Here is a 20,268-nt window from a genome sequence, read left to right on the forward strand (position 1 = left end):
CGAAGGAAGTGCACGCGATGGTGACCCTCGTCGATGTGGCCAGGTACGCGGGTGTGTCCGCCAGTACCGTGAGCTACGCGTTGAGCGGCAAGCGATCGATCTCGCAGAAGACCCGCGACCGGATCGAGCAGGCCATCGCCGCGCTCGACTACCACCCGAACGCGGGTGCCCGGGCGCTGGCCGGGAAGCGGTCGCACATCATCGCCCTGATGGTGCCGCTGCACACCGAGGTCCACGTGCCGACCATGATGGAGATCGCGATCGCGGTCACCGTGGCGGCGCGCGAGCACGGCTACGACGTCCTGCTGCTCACCAACGACGAGGGCCCGGACGGCGTCCAGCGGGTCGCCGCCAGCGGCCTGGCCGACGGCGTCATCCTGATGGACGTCCGCCTGGACGACGAGCGCGTCCCCGTGCTGCACGCACGGGGCGTGCCCGCCGCCCTGATCGGCCTGCCCGTCGATCCGACCGGACTCTCCTGCGTGGACCACGACTTCACCACCGCGGGCGCCCTGTGCGCCGACCACCTCGCCGGACTCGGCCACCGGGACGTCGCCTTCATCGGCTACGGCAACGCCGTCTACCAGCGGCACGCCGGTTACGCCGAGCGCACCCTGACCGGCTTCCGGGAACGCGCCGAGGCCCGCGGCCTGCGGTTCCTGCACCGCTCCTGCGAGGGCACCTACGAATCCACGGCCGGCACCCTGGCCCGGATCCTCGCCGACCGGCCCGACACCACCGCCTTCGTGGTGCAGAACGAGGGCGCGATCGGGCCGCTGCTCTCCCTGCTGCGGGCCAGCGGGCGGACCGTCCCCGAGGACGCCTCGGTGATCGCGATCTGCCCCGACGTGCTGGCCGAGCAGCACTCCCCCCGGCTCACCTCCGTCTCCAGCCCGAAGAAGGAGCTCGGCCAGCTCGCCGTCGACCAGGTGATGGCCCGGATCGACGCCCTCGCCGCGGGCCGCGAACCGAAGGACGAACTGCTGCTGATGGCCCCGGAACTGGTGGTCCGCGAGAGCACCGCCCCGGCCCCGCGCCGCAGCTGACCCGCCGACCGCCCCCCGCCGCGTCCCTCTCCCCCCATGGAGGGCACCATGACCGACCCGCACGAGACGATCCGCTGGGGCCACGACGCCCTGGAACTGGAGATCGCCCCGGACGACCGGGGCACCGCCCGCCTGGTCCGCCTCGGCGCCCCGGGAGAGGAGGGCACCGCCCCGCGCCCCGCCGCACCGCTGCCCCTGGTGGAGGTGACGACCGCCGGCCTCGGCCGCCACTGGTCGGGCCGACACCTCGTCGACACCGTCCTGGGCGAGCGCCTGCGCCACCGTGCGCACCGCGCCGCCCGGGACGGCGACCAGCACCTGCTCACCGTCGAACTCCACGAGCCGGGGACCGGCCTGACCGCCGAGGTGCGCTACCACTCGTCCGACGGCCTCCCGGTGCTGCGCAGCGAGGTCCTGCTGCGCAACGAGGGGCCGCGGACGCTGCACCTGGAATCGGTCGGCTCGCTCGTGACGGGCTGCCTGACCCGGGGCGGCCCGGCGGCCCTGGACGACGCCGAGCTGCTGTGGGCGGAGAACGAGTGGTTCGCCGAGTGCCGCTGGCAGCGCCAGCCGTTACGGGCCTCCTCGCCGGAGCGCAGCGGCCGCTACCGCACCACCTCCGGCCGCAGCACCCGCGTCGTGGCCGGCCAGGGCGTGTGGTCGAGCTGCGGCCGGCTGCCGATGGGCGGGCTGACCGACCGCCGGACCGGACGGACCTGGCTGTGGCAGATCGAGCACAACGGCGGCGGCTGGCGCTGGGAGTGCGGGGTGCGCGACGACACCGCGTACGCCGCCCTGCACGGTCCGAACGCCGCCGACCACGGCTGGCGCCACCCGCTGGAGCCCGGCGCGGAGTTCCGCACCGTCCCGGTGGCCCTCGCGCTCTCCCCGGACGGGGGCCCGGACGGGGCGTTCGCCGCCCTGACCCGCCACCGCCGCGCCACCCGCCGACCGCACCCGGACCACCGCCGGCTGCCGGTGGTCTTCAACGACTACATGAACTGCCTGATGGGCGACCCCACCACGGACAAGCTGCTGCCGCTGGTGGACGCCGCCGCCGAGGCCGGGGCGGAGTACTTCGTCATCGACGCCGGCTGGTACGCCGACCAGGGCGAGAACTGGTGGGCGGGCGTCGGCGCGTGGGAGCCCTCGGCCTCCCGCTTCCCCGGGCCGCGCGGCATCCACGAGGTGCTGGACCGGATCCGCGAGCGCGGCATGGTGCCCGGCCTGTGGCTGGAGCCGGAGGCGGTCGGCGCGTCCAGCCCGCTGGCGCAGTCGCTGCCCGCGGAGGCGTTCTTCCGGCGCGACGGGGAGCGGGTCGAGGAGGGCGGCGGCCGCCACCACCTGGACCTGCGCCACCCCGCCGCCCGGGCGCACCTGGACGCGGTGGTGGACCGCCTGGTCGGCGAGTGGGGCGTCGGCTACCTCAAGCTCGACCACAACACCGACCCCGGCCCGGGCACCAGCGCCCACCCCGGCGAGGCCCCGGCGGCCGGTCTGCTCGGCCACAACCGGGCCCAACTCGACTGGCTGGACGGGCTGCTGGACCGGTACCCGGAGCTGGTGCTGGAGAACTGCGCCTCCGGCGGGATGCGGATGGACCACGCGCTGCTGTCCCGGATGCAGCTGCAGTCCACCAGCGACCAGCAGGACCTGCTGCGCTACGCCCCCATCGCGGCCGCCGCCCCCACCGCGGTCACCCCCGAGCAGGGCGCCGTCTGGGCGTACCCGCAGCCCGGGGACTCGCTCGACGAGGTGGCGTTCACCATGGCCAGCGCGCTGCTGGGCCGCATCCACCTCTCCGGTCGCCTCACCGAACTCTCGCCGCAGGCAAGGGAGTTGGTCCACGAGGCGGTCGCGGTCCACAAGTCGCTCCGCGCCGAACTCCCGCACGCCGTACCGGCCTGGCCGCTCGGCCTCCCGGGGTGGGAGGACGCGTGGACCGCCCTGGCGCTGCGCACCCCGACCGCCACCTACCTCACCGTCTGGCGCCGCCCCGGCGGGGAGGCGGACGCCGTCCTGCCGCTACCGCACCTGGCCGGTGCCGACGCCCGGGTCGAGGTGCTCTACCCGGCGGGCGGCAAGGCCGTCACCGCCTGGCGCCCCGGGAGCGGCGACCTCGACCTGACCCTGCCGACGGCCCCGGCCGCCGTGCTGCTGCGCCTCACCGGGGCACCGTCCGCCCGGAGTTGACCGGCCGCCGCCGGGGCGCACGCCCCCGCGCGGACGGGCGCCGCGCCCCCTCCCCGCGGCGGGGCGGGTCGACCCCTCCTCTGTCATGTACATATCACAGTGCTCCGGCGCCCGCGGGGCACCGCCCCCTCCCGCGCCGGACCCCCGAAAGGAACCGACCGCGTGTCAGCCCAGCCCCGGCCGACCGGCACCGTCCCCAACCCGGTGATCCCCGGCTTCCACCCCGACCCCAGCGTCTGCCGGGTGGGCGAGGACTACTACCTCGTCTGCTCCAGCTTCGAGTACTTCCCCGGCATCCCGGTCTTCCACAGCCGCGACCTGGTCCACTGGCGGCAGATCGGCAACGCCCTGGACCGCCCGGAGCAGCTGCGGCTCCCGCTCGACAAGCCCTCCTCCGGCGGCGTCTTCGCGCCCACGCTGCGCCACCACGACGGCCGGTTCCACCTGGTCGTCACCAACGTCAGCGACCGCGGCACCATGCTCCTGACCACCACCGACCCGGCCGGCCCGTGGTCCGACCCGGTCCACCTGCCCGGCGTCCCCGGCATCGACCCCGACCTCGCCTGGGACGAGGACGGCACCTGCTGGGTCACCGTGAACGGGATCGCGCAGGTCCGGATCGACCCGACGACCGGCGAGACCCTCGGCGAGCCGCACCGGCTCTGGTCCGGCACCCCGGGCGCCCTCGCCCCCGAGGCCCCGCACCTGTACCGGATCGGCGAGTGGTGGTACCTGATGATCGCCGAGGGCGGCACCGAACGCGGCCACGGCGTCTCGATCGCCCGCGGCCGCACCCCCTCCGGGCCGTTCGAACCCTGCCCGCACAACCCGGTCCTGACCCACCGCAGCACCGCCCGCCCCGTCCAGAACACCGGCCACGCCGACCTCGTCCAGGCGCCCGACGGCTCCTGGTGGATGGTGCTGCTCGCCGTGCGGCCGCGCGGCGGCACCCCCGGCTGGCACGTGCTCGGCCGGGAGACCTTCCTCGCCCCGGTCGAGTGGGTGGACGGCTGGCCGGTGGTCGGCGAGGTCACCCTCGAACTGCCCGTCCCCTCCTGGCCGTTGCACCCCGTGCCGGAGGTGCCGACCCGGGACGACTTCGACCGGGCCGAGCTGGACCCGCAGTGGATCTCGGTGCGCCGCCGCCCGGAGGAGCTCTGCACCACGAAGGAACGTCCCGGCTGGCTGACCCTGCGCGCCGCCGGCGCCTCCCTCGACGCGCCCGACGCGGTCTTCGTCGGCCGCCGCCAGCAGCACCACGCCTGCCGGGTCCGCACCCTGGTCGACCCCGCCGACGGCCGCGGCGGCCTGGCCGTCCGGCTGGACGAGGAGCACCACTACGAGATCGAGGCGGGCGGCGGCGAGGTGAGGGTCCTCGCCCGGGTCGGCCCGCTGCGCAGCGAGGTCGCCTCCCGGCCGGTGCCCGCCGGACCGGTGGTGCTCGGCGTGGAGACCGCCCCGGAGCCCCCGCGCGGCTCGCGGACCGGACCGGACGTCCTCTCCTTCGGCATCGAGGAGCCGGACGGCACCTTCACCGTGCTCGCCGCGCTCGGCGGCCGCTACCTGTCCACCGAGGTCGCCGGCGGCTTCACCGGCCGGGTCATCGGCATGTACGCCGCGGCCGGGACGGTCCACTTCGACCGCTTCGACTACGAAGCCACCCCGCTTCCCTGACCACCCGTCAGGGGCAACCGTCAACTCCGCACGAAAGGGACGACCCGTGAACGACGCACAGCAGACCGCACCCCCGCGCAACCGCCGGCCCCGGTGGACGACCGGCCTCGTGGCGGCCCTGGTCACCGCGGGCAGCCTCGTCGGCGGCACCGCCGTCGCCGCCCCGGCCGCACCCGGCGCCGCGGCCGGGGACGCGCACCGGCCGGTGCACGTGCCCAAGGACCCGATCGCCGCGGTCGCCGCGATGCAGCCCAGCTGGAACCTCGGCAACACCTTCGACGCCCTCCCCGACGAGACCTCCTGGGGCAACCCGCTCACCACCAAGGCGACCTTCGACGGCCTCAAGGCGCAGGGCTTCCGCAGCGTCCGCATCCCCGTCTCCTGGTACCCGCACCAGTCCGCCACCGCCCCCTACACCATCGACGCGGCGTGGATGGCACGGGTCAAGCAGGTCGTCGACTGGGCCCTGGAGGACGGCCTCTACGTCGAGATCAACGTCCACCACGACTCGTGGCAGTGGATCGCGAACATGTCCGCCGACCACGACAACGTCCTGGCGCGGTTCAACGCCACCTGGCAGCAGATCGCCACCGCCTTCAGGGACGAGCCGCGCACGCTGCTCATGGAGAGCATCAACGAGCCGCAGTTCTCCAACGCGACCGACGCCCAGAAGACCCAGTACCTGCGGGAGTTGAACACCTCCTTCCACCGCATCGTCCGGGACAGCGGCGGGCGCAACAAGGACCGCCTGCTCGTGCTGCCCTCCGAGGAGACCAACAACGCGCAGCACTGGCTCGACGACCTGTCGACCACGATGAGCTCGCTGCACGACCGCAACCTGGTCGCCACCGTGCACTACTACAGCTGGTACCCGTTCAGCGTGAACATCGCCAACGGCCCGACCTACGACGCCACGGCCCAGGCCGACCTGCACGACGGCTTCGCCCGGGTGCACGACACCTTCGTCGCCAAGGGCATTCCGGTCTACGTCGGCGAGGTCGGCCTGCTCACCTCGCCCTACTCCGGCGTGGTCGAGCGCGGCGAGATGCTGAAGTACTTCGAGCACGTCAGCTACGAGGCGCGGGCCAACGGCTTCACCACCGCCCTCTGGGACGCCTACAACGACTTCCTGAACCGCTCCACCATGCAGTGGATGGTCCCCGAGATGAAGGCCCTGATCCAGGCGTCCTGGCGGACCCGCTCCGGCACCGCCTCCAGCGACAACGTCTTCGTGCCCGCCTCCGGCGCCGTCCCGGCGCAGACCCTCACCCTGAACCCCAACGGGCTCTCGTTCACGGGGCTGTGGCAGGGCGACACCCAGCTGGTCCCCTCCCGCGACTACACCCTCAGCGGCAACCGGCTCACCCTGACCGCCGAGGCCCTCACCCGACTGGCCGGCGACCGCGCCACCGGCGTCCACGCCACCCTGGAGGTCCGCTACTCCGACGGCGTCCCGTGGAAGCTCTTCGTGCGCTCCTACGAGCAGCCGGTGCTGTCCGACGCCACCGGCACCACCGACGGGCTCACCGTCCCGACCCGGTTCAACGGTTCCCTGATGGCCAACGTCGAGTCCACCTACGCCGACGGCACCGCCGCCGGTCCGGCCTCCTGGACCATCTACCAGTCCTTCGACAACTACCGCGCCGACTACGCCGCCGACACCACCACCGTCAAGGCCGACTTCCTCAAGTCGCTCAAGGACGACGCCCCGGTGACGCTCACCTTCCGCTTCTGGACCGGCGCCACCGTCACCTACCACCTCACCAAGTCCGGCAACACGGTCACCGGCACCGCCTCCTGACGCAGGACCGGGGGACCCCGGCGGGTCCGGGTTCCCCCGGTGGGGGAGGGGCGCTGTCGGCCTTCGCCCCGGACCTGGTGGTCTCGGTCCGGTTCAGCCTGATCTTCCACGGGGAGGCGCTGGCCGTGCCCCGGCTGGGCGTCCGCAACGTGCACCCCGGTGAACTGCCGCGCTGCGCGAGCCTGTTCTCGCCGTTCTGGACGATGCCGGAGGGACGGGAGTCGATCGGCTGCACCGTGCACCGTGCACCGGATCGACCGGGGCGTGGACGCCGGCCCGGTCCTCGGCACCGGCCGGCTCCCCGTTGACCCGGCCCGCTCGCTCGCCCGGCACGTCGTGCACGCCTACCCGCGGGGCGTGCGGGTGCTGCTGGACCTGCTGCCGCGGGTGCTCGCCGACGACGACGGGCGGGTCACCGCCGAGGAGTTCGGTCGCTTCCACCGGGCCCTCGGCCTACCCCTCCGGGCACCGCGGCGCCGGCCTTCGAACGGCTCGACCTGGACGGCGACGGCACCCTCTCGGTCGACGAACTCGCCACCGCGCTCTGGGAGTTCTGGACCAGCGACGACGCCGGGGCGCTCGACAACCGGCTGTTCGGCGACGCGTTCCTCACCGCCGCCGACTGAGCCACTCCGGTTGAGCCGCTCCGACCGAGCCGCTCCGACCGAACCGTTCCGACCGAGCCGCTCCGGCCGCGACCGGGGAGGCGGCGCGGCCTCAGAAGATCCCGGGGCCGGGGTTGAGGATGCCGCGGGGGTCGAACCGGGCCTTCGCCCGCCGGAACGCCGGCCACGCGTCGCCGTAGTGGGCGATCCAGTCGGCCTTGGTGAACTCCAACGCCCCGATGGGGTAGCGCGAACCCCCGGCGGCCCTGGCCTTGCGGTAGAGCTCCGCGTTCCGCAGCAGCCGCTCGGCGGCGAACGCCGGATCGGGGCCGGGGGCGGCGGAGTTGTCGAGGATGTCGAACAGGTACATCCACGGGGCGGAGTCCGCCCGGGGCTCGACGAAGGCGGGGTGGTCGACGCCGGACCGCTTCGCGGGGATGAGCAGGAGCAGGGAGCCGGGTGCGAAGTCGCGCGGGTCGAGCCCGGGGAGGACGTCCTCCAGGAACCGGTCGACCTCCGAGTCGTTGAGCCAGACGTCGAACCAGGGCTTGACCAGGTGTCCGTAGTCCAGCACGGCCTCCATCTGGTCGACCTGCCGGTTGACCTGGGTGACCCAGTCCGGGTGGCTCAGGTCGGTGACGGCGGCGGCGGACGGGGGCTGGCTGAGGCCGCGCAGCAGGTGCCCGTCGTCGGGCGGGGAGCCGGGCACGAAGGGCACGCTGACCAGGAGCTGTCCCACGAAGGACGTCCCGGTCGAGGCCCAGGTGACGTAGGCGCCGAGCACCTCGCCGCGTTCGGTGAGGGTCCGTAGGTCGCCGATGGGCGCGAGGCCGCCCGGGTAGGTGAACTGGTAGTTCCGCACCAGGGGTTGGGCCGGTACCAGGTCGAGCCTGGCGCGCACGATGATGCCGCACTGCCCGAGGCCGCCGAGCGCGGCCCTGAAGAGGTCGGGGTGCCGGTCGGCGGAGCAGACCAGGACCTCGCCCCGCCCGGTGACGACCTCCAACTCCCGGACGTGGTCGATCTGCAGGCCGCGGGTGGACCCGGCGCCGGGGGACGCGCCGCCGACCGAGAGCGTCCCGGCGACGGTGAGGTCGGTGTAGCCGGTGAACAGCGGCGGCGTGAGGCCGTGGGCGAACGCGGCCGTCATCAACTCCGTCCACAGCACGCCGCCGTCGATGTCGGCCCCCCGCGGGTCGATCCGGTGGATCCGCTTGAGCGACCGCATCTCGACGACCAGGCCGTTCTCGTTGAGCGACTGCCCATAGGTGGTGTGGCCCTCGCCGCGCGCCGACACCCGGATGCCGCGGGCCGCGCAGAACCTGACCATCCTGGCGATGTCGTCGACGGAGCCGGGCCGCAGGACCGCACCCGGCGTGCGGGCCACGATGCGGCCCTGGTCGACGGCGTCGGCGGCCCTGCTGGCGGCGTCCAGGAGGAGTTCGCCGTCCAGGTGCGGAACCCGGTCGAACGGGGTCGCGGTCGCGGCGTCGGCCACCCACGTCCCGGCGGTCGCACTGAAGCCGACCGCCGCGACACCGAGCGCCGCCCCCTTGACGAGCGTGCGGCGTGCCAGTCCCCGCGCTCGGGTTTCCTGTTCCATGCCCTGTCCCACCCCTTCCGGCCGCGAGGACGTGGTCGACTGCGTGCGGGCAGCGCGCAGTACCGGGGCCCGGAACGCCCACGCGGGGATCAAAATCAGCTGGAGATTAGCACTGAGTTGCGAAGGACGTGTGTGTGTTGGGGAGTTTCGGTCATTGCGGCATTTCCCGAAGTGTTTCGGGCCCGGACTGTTTTGAACTGGACATGAAACTTTGTTCTCGTTGCGCGCACCGACGGCGGACCGTCGGGAACCGGTCCGCGGTCAGGTCGCCCGCAGTTCGGCGCGGGCCAGGGCCGTCACCGAGAGCAGCAGGACCGCGGTGCCCAGCAGGGCCGCCGGGGTCAGCGGTTCGTCCAGCACCGCGGCCGCGAACGCGGTGGCGGCGAGCGGCTCGATCAGTGCCACCACGGAGGCCGTCGCCGCCCGGACCACGGCCGCGCCCGCGAAGTACAGCGCGTAGGCGAGCGCGGTCGGGACGGTCGCCAGGTAACCGAGCAGCAGCAGCGTCGCGGGCAGCGAACCGGTGGACGGCAGCGGGCCCTCGGCCAGGGCGAACGGGAACAGGCAGACCGCGCAGACCCCGAACGACCACAGGGTGGTGGTCGCCGGGTCGTCGGCGGTGCCGGTGCGCGAGGCCCGGTGGCGGGTGGCCACGGTGATCGCCGCGTAGCCCGCCGCCGAGGCCAGCGCCCAGGCCAGGCCCGCCGGTTCGACCCCGCCGCCGGAGCCCGCGGGAGCGCCGGAGCCCGCGGGAGTGCCGCCGAGCACCAGCACGCCCAGGCCGAGCACCGCCCCGGCCACCGCGGCCAGCCCGGCCCGGCCCAGCCGCTCACCCATCAGCAGCCGCCCGCCGAGCGCCACCAGCACCGGCGCCGACCCCAGCGTCACCACGGTGGCGACGGCCAGCCCGGTGTGCCGGACCGCCAGGAAGTACGCGGCCTGGAACAGCGTCAGTCCCAGGCCGTTGAGCAGGATCCGCGGCACGGACGGGCGCGCGGGGCGCGCCGCCCGGCCGGTGAACGGGCGCAGCGCCAGCAGCACCGCCGCGCCGCCGACCGAACGCCAGAAGGTCAGCGCGAGCGGGCCCAGGCCGCTGCGCTGGAACAGCAGCGCGGCCGCCGCCCCGGCGGTGCCCCAGGCGGTGGCGGCCAGGGCGACGTACCACAGGCCCCGTCGTGCGGGCAGGGTGGAGGAATGCAACGAGAACACGGGTGGACTCCCGGAGAGCTGTGACGGTCGGTGGGCCGCGGAAGCGGGCAGCGCCGACCGGCCCGGGGCGGCGTCCGGTGACGGACGGCCCGGGCGGGCTCAGGAGGTGGCCGGCCTCCCGCTCAGCGAGCGGGAGGCGGCAGGACGCCGTGATGCACGCCCGCCACTGTACGGGAGCGGGAGGTGCGTACGGTGCTCACGGTGCTCACGGCGGTCGCGGCGGTCACGGCATCGGGGCGAGGGTGGCGACCAGGTCGGCGGCGGTGAGGCGGCGCAGGGCGTCCGGTGCGGCGTCCAGCGGGCCCGGGTGCAGGCGGTACAGCTCGCCGTGGACGCCCGGGGGCACCGGCAGGTCGGCGTCCAGCAGGGCGAGGAACGCCCGGCGCCCGGAGAGGAGTTCGGGCAGCGGCTCGGTGGCCGGCGGCCCGTCCGGGGCGTGCCGCAGGCGCAGCCGTTCGGCGAACTCGCCGACCGGCTCGGCCGGTTGGCGCCGCCACCGCAGGACGGTGCCGTCCAGGCCGCGGACCAGCACCTCGCCGGTGGCGTGCGCGGCCCGGGCGCAGGCCACGTCCCACAGGGTGGCGCGCCGGTCCGGGGCGAAGTGGTCGAGCACGTCGCTGCACAGCGCGGCGATCGTGTCGCGGTGCCGGGCGACGCTGTGGAAGCCGCTGGTGGCCGTGGTGTTGAGGTCGGTCCAGGTGAAGCGGCGCTCCGCCAGGTCGACGATCAGCGGGACGGACACCTTGGCGTCCCCGGTCAGGTCCATCCGCTGGCGCACCGCCCGGGCCGACAGCGGGCCGCGGCGCACGCCGCCCTCGTCCTCGTCGACCCCCGCGAAGCCGGTGAACGCCTCCGGCAGCCGGTCGAAGGGGACGTCGTTGTAGCTGAACACGATCATCACCGCGTAGCGGGCCCCGGCGGACCGCAGCGCGGCGAGGTCCAGGTCGACGAACTCGCTGGCGCCCTTCGGCGGCGGCGCCGACGTGTAGTCGCCCGAGTGCACGGCCGCGCGCCGCCCGAAGACCAACTGCGTGTAGTCGCACGTCCCGCGGTGGCGCCAGTCGTCGTCGTACAGGGCCACCGACAGGTCGAGGTCGACGCGCTGGTGGTGCGGCTGCATCCAGTGCAGGAACAGCCGCAGCCGCTCGCCCGGCGGCAGCGGCAGGCTGCTGCCGCGCGGCACCGACACCAGCGCGCGGGCCGCCGAACGCTCCGCGAACGGCACCGACATGCCCGTCAACGCCTCGTCCAGCAGCGCGAGTTCGGGCCGCACCGGGAGCGTCGCGGCGGACCGCCGGAGCAGCTCCGCCTCGATCGCGGCGACCACCGGGGCGCTCGACCGGGCCGGGACGACGGTGCCGTGGTCCTCCCGGCCGTACGCCAACGAGACCAGCCCGCGCGGGAAGTAGAGCCGACGCTCGCCCCGGCTGCGCGGCCCGCGCAGGCGGCCGTACGCGCCGAGCAGCGGGCCCGGGCCGACCGCGGGCAGCGCCCGGGCCAGCACCGCCGACAGCTCGGCGGGCGGCGGCGTGCCGGGCTCCATGATCTCGTGCACCCGCAGCAGGTGGTGCAGGCGGCGCACCAACTCGCCGGGTCGGTGGGCGAGTTCGGCCAGTGCGCCGGAGGTGTCGCCGACCGCGAGCAGGGTCTCCACCCGGGAGGCGAAACCGGTGTGCGCCAAGCGGCGGCGACCGTCGACCTGCGCCACCCGCAGCGGCGCGGGCGGTTCGGCGAACCCGGGGGCGAAGTCGTCCAGGTCGGTGCCGCGCAGCAGCGCGAACGCGGCCGCGGTGGAGGGGAACTGCCGCCGGTACTCGAACGGGTGCAGCAACTCGCCGACGCGCAGCCAGGGTTCGCGGTGCCGCCGGAGGTCCTCGGCCACCGCGGCGGTGGGCAGCGCCTCCAGCACGCCCAGCAGCCCGCGGCGCAGCGGCCGCGACAGCCTGCGCAGCCGCAGCCGCCGGGCGGTGTCCGGCAGCAGGTCCGGCTGCGCACCCGCGTACGCCCACAGCAGGCGCAGCACGTCGGTGGCGGTGGTGAGCCGCTCGGCCAGCACCGGCAGTGCCGACTCGCCCTCGCGGCGCAGCAGTTCGGCCAGCGCCACCGCCTTGGTCTCGCGGACCGGGATCTCCGCGGGCAGCCGCGCCGCCAGGTCGGCCGGGGCGTGCGCCAGCAGGGTGGCCAGGTCGTCGCGGTCCTGCGGGTTCAGCGCCGTCCGGCGGGTCAGCAGGCCGGTCAACTCGGCCAGCGCGGCCGAGAGTTCGTCCTGCTCCAGCAGCCGCAGCGGACGCAGCGCCGCCCCCTGCGGCCGCTCCGCCCGGTCCGGCTGCCCCTTGCGCGGCGGGGCCTGCTCGCGCACCGCCTTGCGCTTGCCGCCGTACAGGAACGGGTGCACGGCCAGCGCCGTTCCGCAGGACGGGCAGTGCGGCGGGCCGTCCTGCGCCTCCAGGCAGTCCGGGCACAGCAGGTGCGCGCACGGGGCGAGCAGCCCGACGCCGACCTCCGCGCCCCGGCGGCCGCAGCGGGCGCACGGCTGGTGCGGCTGGCTGCGCAGGAACGCCCGCATCCGGCGGCTGTGGTGGAGCTGCGCGAACTCCGGCACCGCGTCCGGGAAACGGCGGAACAGCGGGGCGTGCTCGCGGTCGGTGCCCAGCAGGTGGTCCAGTCGCCCGAGCAGCGCACCGCCCAGCTCGGCCAGCCGCAGCGGCGCCAACCGGGCCAGCGCGGAGCGCAGTTCGACGGTCGGCAGGTAGCCGCGGGCGGCCAGGTCGGCGTCCAGCGCGGTCAGGCCGCGCAGGCTCCACGGGTCGGCGGCGGGCAGCAGCTCCGCCGGGTCCACCGCGACGGCGGTGCGGCGGCGGAGCAGGAAGGAGCCCAGGTCGAGGTCGACGCGCACGTCGAACTTCACCGGAACGGCTCGGGGCATGCGGAGCGGACCCCCACGGGTGACGGAAGACGAAGATGCGGGCGGAGAGAGGGCGCGCTGGTTCTTTTGCAGAGAAGGAGAAGGAAGCACGCCGCGGAGCCGCCCGCACCCGCCACCCTAGCCCAACTCGCGACGTGCACCACCGAATTATCCGGCGGCGGGACCGGGGGGACGGTCCGCCGCGGGCTCGGCGGCGTCCGAGGCGTCCAAGGCCTCCAAGGCCTCCAAGTCGTCGAAGTCGTCGAAGGCGTCGGGGGAGGTGAGGCCGCGGCGGAAGGCGGCGAAACCGGGGGCCAGCGGCAGTTCGGTGGCGGACTCGGCGTCGTACCAGGTGACGGCGGGCTCGCCGGTCGGGCCGCAGCGGCGGTAGTCGAGCGCGATCCAGTGGTGGCCGTCGCCGCTGATCGGCACCAGGCCGGGCGGCAGGCCCCACTCGGCGGCCAGGTAGGGGCCGTCGAGCAGCGAGAACGGCACCTGCGGGTGGCGGCCCGCGCCGTGCAGCAGGTCGAACGGGACGTGGTCGGGCGCCCAGGAGGTCGGCCGGTCGGTGGGGAAGGCGCCGCACCCGTCCGCGACCGGGCCGCCGTCCTGCTCGCGCAGCAGGTCGAGCAGCGCGGCGGGCAGGGCGACGCCGAGCAGCTCCTCGGCGGCCAGGCGGTCGGACTCGGTGAGCGGCGGCGGGGCGGGGCGGTCCGCGTCCCAGAACGGGTGGTCCGCGTCCCGGGACGGGCGGGGGTGGTCCATGGGGGAGAGGCTAGGCCCTGCCTGCGACGTTCGCGGCGGAGGGGGTCCGGGCGGCCGGGCAGCCGGGCGTCGGACGTCGGGGCGTCGGGTGTCGGGCGGGGCGGGGCTCAGGCCGGGTACGCGTGGGTCTGGGTGGCCTTGACGGCGGCCCAGACGCGGGTGCCGGGGGTGAGGTCGAGGTCGGCGGCGGCGGTGGGCGTGAGGTCGGCGGCGAGCGGGAGCGGGCCGGTGAGGTCGACCCGGAAGCGGTCGCCGTGCAGGTCGAGTCCGGCGACGGTGCAGGGGAAGAGGTTGCGGGCGCTGGTCTCGGGGCGGTGGCGGTGCAGGGTGACCGCGTCGGGCGGGAAGGCGACGAAGGCCGGGCCGGTGAGGTCCTCGTCGGTGGCGAGCACCTGTCCCTCGGGGAGGGTGACGCGGCGGCCGTCGGCGGTGCCCTGGTAGAGGTTGAGGCCGACCAGCCGGGCGATGTAGTCGGTGCGCGGGTGCCGGGCGACCTCGGCTGGGCGGCCGCTCTGGACGACCCGGCCGCCCTCGATGACGACGAGGCGGTCGGCGAGCACCATGGCGTCCAGCGGGTCGTGCGTGACCAGCACCGCGACGGCCTCGAACTCGGCGAGGCGGTGCCGCAGTTCGGCCCGGACGTCGAGCCGGGTGCGGGCGTCCAGGGCGGCCAGCGGCTCGTCCAGCAGCAGCAGGCGGGGGCGGACGGCCAGGGCGCGGGCCAGGGCGACGCGCTGGGCCTGGCCGCCGGAGAGCTTCGCGGGGCGGCGCCCGGCGTGTTCGGCCAGGCCCATCCGCTCCAGCCAGGGCAGCGCCTCGGCCCGGGCGGCGGCCCGGCGCAGGCCGCGGGTGCGCAGGCCGAAGGCGACGTTGTCGAGGGCGGACAGGTGCGGGAAGAGCAGGTAGTCCTGGAAGACCACCCCGATCGGCCGCTGCTCGGCGGGCCGGAACAGGCCGTCCGCGGGGGAGTCCAGCGGTGCGCCGTCCAGCCGCAGGTGCCCGTCGCTCAGCGGCAGCAGCCCGGCCAGGGCGCGCAGTGCGGTGGACTTGCCCGCGCCGTTCGGGCCGAGCAGGGCGAGCACCTCGCCGGGCTCGGCGCTCAGCGGGACGTCCAGGGTGAACGCGCCGCGGGAGACGGTCAGCCGGGCGTCCAGGGCGGGACGGGCGTCGGGGGCGGCTTCGGAAGGCTTCACGGGGTCGACATCCAACGGTCGCGCAGTCCGGCGAGGACGGCGACGGAGACGGTGAGCAGGACCAGGCTGAGCGCGATCGCCGCCTCGGGGTCGGACTCCATGGCGAGGTAGACGGCCAGCGGCATGGTCTGGGTGCGGCCGGGGAAGTTCCCGGCGAAGGTGATGGTCGCCCCGAACTCGCCCAGCGCCCGCGCCCAGGCCAGCACCGCGCCCGCCCCGATGCCCGGGGCGACCAGCGGCAGGGTGACCCGGCGGAACGCGGTCAGCCGGGAGGCGCCCAGGGTGGCGGCGGCCTCCTCGTAGCGCGGGTCGGCGGCGCGCAGCGCGCCCTCCACGCTGATCACCAGGAACGGCATCGCGACGAACGCCTCGGCGACCACCACGCCGGTGGTGGTGAAGGGGAGGGTGACGCCGGTCCAGGCGTCCAGCCAGCGGCCCAGGACGCCGTTGCGGCCGAGCACCAGCAGCAGCGCCACGCCGCCGACCACCGGGGGCAGCACCAGCGGCAGGGTGACCAGGGCGCGCACCAGGCGCCGTCCGGGGAACTCGGTGCGGGCCAGCAGCCAGGCCAGCGGGACGCCCAGCAGCAGCGAGACGCCGGTGGCCAGGGTCGCGGAGAGCAGCGAGAGCTTGAGCGCCTGCCACACCTCGGGGCCGGTCAGCAGGGCGGGCAGCGAGCGCCACGGGGCGCGGACCAGCAGCCCCAGCAGCGGCAGCACCAGGAAGGCCAGGCCGAGCAGCGCGGGCAGCAGCAGCGCGGCCGGGACCCGCCCGGCCCCCCGGGGCCGCCGCCGGCCCCGGGGGTGTGGTGCGGTGGTGGTGCGGGGGGCGTCCGGGCCCGTCACGGCGCCTGGAAGCCGGCGTCGGTGAACACCCGGCGGGCGTCCGCGGAGCCGAGGTAGCCGAGGAACGCGGCCGCGCCGTTGGCGTTGGACGCCTTGCCCAGCGACACGACCTGGTAGTCGTTGACGGCCTGCGCGGCCTCGGGGAAGTTCACGCCCTCGATCTTGCCGGAGTCGGCCTTCACGTCGGTCTGGTACACCAGCGACGCGTCGACCTCGCCCAGCTCGACCTTGGTCAGGGCGCCCTTGACGTCCTGCTCGTAGGTGACGGGGGTGAGCTCCACGCCCGCGGCCTTGAGCGCGGTGACGGCGGCGGCGCCGCACGGCACCTCCTTGGCGCACAGCGCGGTCTTGACGCCGGTGAGGTCCTTCAGACCGCCGATGTGCTTCGGGTTGCCCTTGGCGACGGCGATCTCCAGGGTGTTGCGGACGAACACCGTCGGGTCGCCGCCGGCCAGCTTGGCGTCGGTGACGGTCTTCATGGTGGCCGGGCTGGCCGCGGCGAACACGTCGGCCGGGGCGCCGGAGACGATGCTCTGGGCGAGCGCGGAGGAGCCGCCGAAGTTGAAGGTCACCGTGGTGCCCGGGTAGGCGGCCTCGAAGCGCTTGCCCAGCTCGGTGAAGGACTCCTTCAGCGAGGCCGCCGCGAACACCGTCACGGTGCCCTTGACCTCGGGGCGGGCCGGGGCCGGGTTGACCGAGGCGGAGCCGCCGCCGGAGCTGGTGCAGGCGGTCAGGCCGGCCGCGAGGGCGAGGACGGCGGAGGCGGCGAGGAGGCGTCTGACGCTGCGCATGGATGGTTTCCCCTGGTCGTGTGGGCGTGGCGGGCGAGGAGGTGAGGGTGCGATCAGGTGATCATAGTGCCGCAGCTGCGGGGCTCAAGACTGCTGTCTCATCGCACAAGCGACCTTAAGACGAACTTAAGGGTTGCATGTGCAATGCCTCAAGCCCGCCCCGCCCGGACCGGGGGCGCCCTCGCGCCCCGCCGCCCCCCGGGGAGATACTGACGCGGTTTCAGCGAACCTCCCGCGAGCGGGGGTTCGCCCACCGACGGAGGGGACCCCTTGACCGCCACCCGCGTGCCCGGCCCGCCCGGTCTGCCGCTGATCGGCTCGCTGCTCGACCTCAAGCGCGACCCGCTCGCCACCTACCTGGCCGCCCACCGCGACCACGGCGACGTGGTCCGCATCCAGGCCGGCCCGCCCGGCCTGCGCGCCGAGATCTGGATGGTCTTCTCGCCCGAGGCCGTCCAGCAGGTGCTCGCCACCGACGCCGCCAACTTCCGCAAGGACAACGTCTTCTACGGCGAGATCCGGGAGAGCTTCGGCAACGGCCTGCTCACCTCCCAGGACGCCGACTACCTGCGCCAGCGCCGCCTCGTCCAGCCGCTGTTCACCCGCAAGCGGGTCGACCGGTACGCCGACGCGATCGGCGCCGAGAGCGAGGCCCTGGTCGCCCGCTGGGCCGACGCCCCCGGCGCCACCGTCGACCTCGCCGGGGAGATGAACCGCTTCGCGCTGCGCACCGTCTCCCGGATCCTGTTCGGCCAGGACGTCGAGGAGGCCGTCGAGACCGTCCACCACGCCTTCCCGGTCCTCAACGGCTTCGTCCGCGACCGCGCCCTCTCCCCGCTGCGACTGCCCCGCCAGTGGCCGCTGCCCGGCCACCGCAAGGCCCTCGCCGCCGAACGCACCCTGTACGAGGTGTGCGACGGCATCATCGCCCGCCGCGCCGCCCAGGGGGAGAGCGGCTCCGACGACCTGCTCGGCCTGCTCGCCGACGCCCGCGGCGAGGACGGCGAGCAGCTGGACGCCACCGAGCTGCGCGAACAGGTGCTGATCTTCCTGCTGGCCGGGCACGAGACCACCGCCACCTCGCTGACCTTCGCCCTCCACCTGCTCGGCAAGCACCCCGAGCAGCAGGCCCTCGCCCACCGCGAGGTCGCCGACCTGCTCGCCGACGGCCGCCGCCCCACCGCCGCCGACTACGCCGAACTCCCGTACCTGACACGGGTGCTGAAGGAGGCCATGCGGCTCTACCCGGCCGCGCCCGCAATCGGCCGGCGCGCCGTCGCGGACACCGTGATCGGCGGCGTCCCCGTCCCGGCCGGGGCGGACGTGCTGGTCGCCCCCTACGTCACCCACCGCCACCCCGACCACTGGGAGGACCCGGAGCGCTTCGACCCCGACCGCTTCACCCCCGAGCGCGAGGCCGCCCGGCACCGCTACGCCTGGTTCCCGTTCGGCGGCGGCCCGCGCGCCTGCATAGGCCAGCACTTCTCGATGCTGGAGTCGGTGCTCGCGCTGGCCGCGCTGCTCCGCGCGTTCGAGGTCACCGCGGTCGACACCGACGTCCCGCTGGGCCAGGGCATCACCCTGGAACTCGGCGGCCCGGTCCGGGTCCGGCTCACCCCGCGCGGTTAGGCCCTGCCCGGGTCCGGCTCACCCCGCGCGGTTGGGCCCTGCCCGGCCCAGGCCCTCCGGGAACGCCGGACGCCCGCCCGGCAGCGCTGCCGGGCGGGCGTCGGTCGGGTTCGCGCGGGTCAGCTGTGGGTGCCCCGGCGGCGGCGCAGGGCCACCAGGATCCCGGCGCCGAGCGCCAGGGCCGCGGCACCGCCGACGGCGATCCGCTCCGTGTCGCCCGCGCCGGTCTCGGCGAGCTCGGCGTTCAGGGGGGCGGCCTGCGCGGTCGTCCGCGCAGCCGTCGGAGAAGCGGTCGGCGCAGTGCTCGACGCGCCCGCGGTGGCGGTGGCGGTCGCCGTGGCTGACGCGCTGGCCGTCGCCGAGGGCGAGGGCTGGGTCGACGGCGCGGCCGTCGTGGCGCTGTCCACCACGGTGAAGTCGTGGAACGCGTACCCGGTGAACTGCGTGCAGACCCCGGTGCCGTTCTGGTTGGACGCGGGCTTCTGATCGGCCGCGTCCCACGGGATGAACGTGTCGCTGTCGTCCTCCAGGAGCGCCGACCCGCCGCTCTCCGTGGCCTGGTAGTTCCCGACGGGCGCCTCGGCGGTGGCCGCGATGCGGAGCGAGAGCGTCAGCGAGGCGCCGTCCGGGATCTGGTACATGCCGGAGTCGATGATGGAGGACAGGTCACCGGTGCCGAAGTCGACCTTCTTCCACGCGCCGCCGGGAGCCTTGATCTCGACGGCGAAGGAGCCGGCCGGCAACGGGTTGTCCAGGTAGGCGACGTAGAGCGAGGTCCGGAAGTCCTTGACGTCGTGGGCCACCGAGTTCCGGAAGGTGACGGTCGACTCCACGGCCGGGCCGCCCTTGACCAGCTCGGCGGGGAATCCCGGCCAGGTGGTGGCGAGTTCGGGGTGGTTCTGGACGCCGCCGAAACACGGCGCCTTCAGGGTCTCGGTCGCCGACGCGGTGGCGGCGCCGAGGCCGACCGCGGCCGTGGCGAAAGCCGCCGACGCGGCCACCAGACGAATGGAGCGCATGGGAACATTCCCCCCAGGAACGTAGCGGAACGGGCGTCTCGCCCGTGGAAGTCACGGTGCGAACCGTGTCGTGCGCGTGAACGATACACACGCGCACGACGGCACGGTGCGGACGGGGCACCGCGCGGTCCGGTCCGTCCGGGCTCAGTTGCCGCCGAGCCGGGCCAGGCAGAGGCTGTACGAGCTGCTGCCCCGCGTCACCACGTACGAGGCGACGCGGTCGGGGAACGCCGCGCAGGCGGTGTCGGAGGAGGACTCCACCCGGCCCAGCACCTTGTACTGGGCGTCGGGGCCGCCGCAGTCGACGACCGAGACGTCCGGCGAGAAGGCCGTCCCGCTGTTGTGGACGCAGTCGCCGGCCGTCGCGAAGTCCGGGTCCTGCTTGGCGCTGTAGACGATCGCGCCGACCGCCACCACCGGGATCAGCAGGCCGAGGATCTGCGGGCGCAGGTACAGCGGGCGGCCCACGGGCAGCGGCGTGCCGGGGGCGCCCGGGGCGGGCGGCGCGAGCTTGCGCAGCTTGAGCCAGGTCACCAGGTTCATCAGCATGGTGAACGGGTTGATCAGCGCGGAGGCCAGGCCCCACCAGCCCTGCCACAGGCTGTTGGCGGTCATCCGCCGGACGGTCGCCGTCCCGCAGTCCCGGCAGAACGGGCCGGGCAGGCGCAGGAACTTCATCATCACCAGGAAGCCCTGGTGGCCGCGGACCGTGACGTCCGCCGCGGGCACCGAGCCGCAGAAGCGGCAGTGCGGCTGGGTCGGGTCCGGCTGGTACGGGGCGCCCGCACCGTACGGGGACTCGCCCGCAGCGTAGGGGGACTCGGTCTGCTGGGGCGGGACGGGTATGGACACGCTGTTCCTCAGGGAAGTGGTTCGACCGGTTCGACCGGGAAGCAGGCGGAGGTTATCGAGTCCGACCGACAGCGCGCAGCGGTTTTCCGCGGCGGCCCGCGCGGAAGTACCGGGCGGGGCACACCCCGTCGGTCCATT

15 protein-coding genes are annotated in these 20,268 nt (G+C 74.9%); 6 read left to right on the forward strand and 9 right to left on the reverse strand.

The genetic code is table 11. The features are described from left to right. Positions 1-17 precede the first annotated feature (17 nt). The 5 genes from QSK52_RS01310 (at position 18) to QSK52_RS39420 (ending at position 7,022) form a co-directional block, all read left to right on the forward strand. Positions 18-1,046 carry a LacI family DNA-binding transcriptional regulator gene (locus QSK52_RS01310; protein WP_285732504.1) on the forward strand — a complete coding sequence of 343 codons (1,029 nt, stop codon included), beginning with the start codon at positions 18-20 and terminating at the stop codon, positions 1,044-1,046. Between the two features lie 48 nt (positions 1,047-1,094). Then, positions 1,095-3,239, forward strand: coding sequence for a glycoside hydrolase family 36 protein (locus QSK52_RS01315; RefSeq protein ID WP_285732506.1), 2,145 nt, complete (start codon positions 1,095-1,097; stop codon positions 3,237-3,239). Between the two features lie 162 nt (positions 3,240-3,401). After that, entirely contained in the window at positions 3,402-4,913 is a 1,512-nt protein-coding gene (locus tag QSK52_RS01320; protein ID WP_285732508.1) for a glycoside hydrolase family 43 protein, read from the forward strand. 46 nt (positions 4,914-4,959) lie between these two features. Beyond that, entirely contained in the window at positions 4,960-6,714 is a 1,755-nt protein-coding gene (locus tag QSK52_RS01325) for a cellulase family glycosylhydrolase (RefSeq protein WP_285732510.1), read from the forward strand. 53 nt (positions 6,715-6,767) lie between these two features. After that, positions 6,768-7,022 carry a formyltransferase family protein gene (locus QSK52_RS39420; protein WP_352230263.1) on the forward strand — a complete coding sequence of 85 codons (255 nt, stop codon included), beginning with the start codon at positions 6,768-6,770 and terminating at the stop codon, positions 7,020-7,022. 409 nt (positions 7,023-7,431) lie between these two features. Here the strand turns inward: QSK52_RS39420 and QSK52_RS01330 are convergent, their stop codons facing one another. The 7 genes from QSK52_RS01330 to modA form a co-directional block, all read right to left on the reverse strand. Further along, positions 7,432-8,922 carry an FAD-binding protein gene (locus QSK52_RS01330; protein WP_285732512.1) on the reverse strand — a complete coding sequence of 497 codons (1,491 nt, stop codon included), beginning with the start codon at positions 8,920-8,922 and terminating at the stop codon, positions 7,432-7,434. Positions 8,923-9,183: 261 nt separating this feature from the next. After that, on the reverse strand, positions 9,184-10,131 hold the full coding sequence (locus tag QSK52_RS01335) for a DMT family transporter (protein ID WP_285732514.1): 948 nt from the start codon (positions 10,129-10,131) through the stop codon (positions 9,184-9,186). Positions 10,132-10,354: 223 nt separating this feature from the next. Then, the gene (locus QSK52_RS01340; protein WP_285732516.1) at positions 10,355-13,057 is read right to left on the reverse strand and encodes an MXAN_6230/SCO0854 family RING domain-containing protein; all 2,703 of its coding nucleotides are present in this window, start codon (positions 13,055-13,057) and stop codon (positions 10,355-10,357) included. A gap of 147 nt (positions 13,058-13,204) precedes the next feature. Continuing rightward, a complete protein-coding gene (locus QSK52_RS01345; RefSeq protein WP_285732518.1) occupies positions 13,205-13,801 on the reverse strand; it encodes an SMI1/KNR4 family protein in 597 nt (198 codons plus the stop codon). A 107-nt stretch (positions 13,802-13,908) separates the two neighbouring features. Beyond that, positions 13,909-14,994 carry an ABC transporter ATP-binding protein gene (locus QSK52_RS01350; protein WP_285732521.1) on the reverse strand — a complete coding sequence of 362 codons (1,086 nt, stop codon included), beginning with the start codon at positions 14,992-14,994 and terminating at the stop codon, positions 13,909-13,911. After that, complete coding sequence (locus tag QSK52_RS01355) at positions 14,991-15,839, reverse strand: ABC transporter permease (protein ID WP_285732522.1); 849 nt, start codon at positions 15,837-15,839, stop codon at positions 14,991-14,993. Before QSK52_RS01355 ends, QSK52_RS01350 begins: the two co-directional genes overlap by 4 nt. After that, positions 15,836-16,630 (reverse strand): molybdate ABC transporter substrate-binding protein, encoded by a 795-nt coding sequence (gene modA / locus QSK52_RS01360; RefSeq protein ID WP_285732524.1) that lies wholly within the window; start codon positions 16,628-16,630, stop codon positions 15,836-15,838. The genes QSK52_RS01355 and modA overlap by 4 nt, the downstream gene beginning before the upstream one ends. Positions 16,631-16,900: 270 nt before the next feature. Here modA and QSK52_RS01365 point away from each other — a divergent pair, with 270 nt between their 5' ends. Then, on the forward strand, positions 16,901-18,259 hold the full coding sequence (locus QSK52_RS01365; RefSeq protein WP_285732526.1) for a cytochrome P450: 1,359 nt from the start codon (positions 16,901-16,903) through the stop codon (positions 18,257-18,259). A gap of 119 nt (positions 18,260-18,378) precedes the next feature. Here the strand turns inward: QSK52_RS01365 and QSK52_RS01370 are convergent, their stop codons facing one another. Together QSK52_RS01370 and QSK52_RS01375 are read right to left on the reverse strand one after the other, a co-directional pair. Beyond that, positions 18,379-19,278, reverse strand: a complete 900-nt coding sequence (locus QSK52_RS01370) for a hypothetical protein (RefSeq protein WP_285732528.1) — start codon at positions 19,276-19,278, stop codon at positions 18,379-18,381. Positions 19,279-19,422: 144 nt separating this feature from the next. Further along, the gene (locus QSK52_RS01375) at positions 19,423-20,130 is read right to left on the reverse strand and encodes an LppU/SCO3897 family protein (RefSeq protein WP_285732530.1); all 708 of its coding nucleotides are present in this window, start codon (positions 20,128-20,130) and stop codon (positions 19,423-19,425) included. Between the last annotated feature and the right edge of the window lie 138 nt (positions 20,131-20,268).

It is taken from the genome of Kitasatospora phosalacinea (assembly GCF_030268885.1).
Lineage (GTDB): Bacteria > Actinomycetota > Actinomycetes > Streptomycetales > Streptomycetaceae > Kitasatospora > Kitasatospora phosalacinea_C.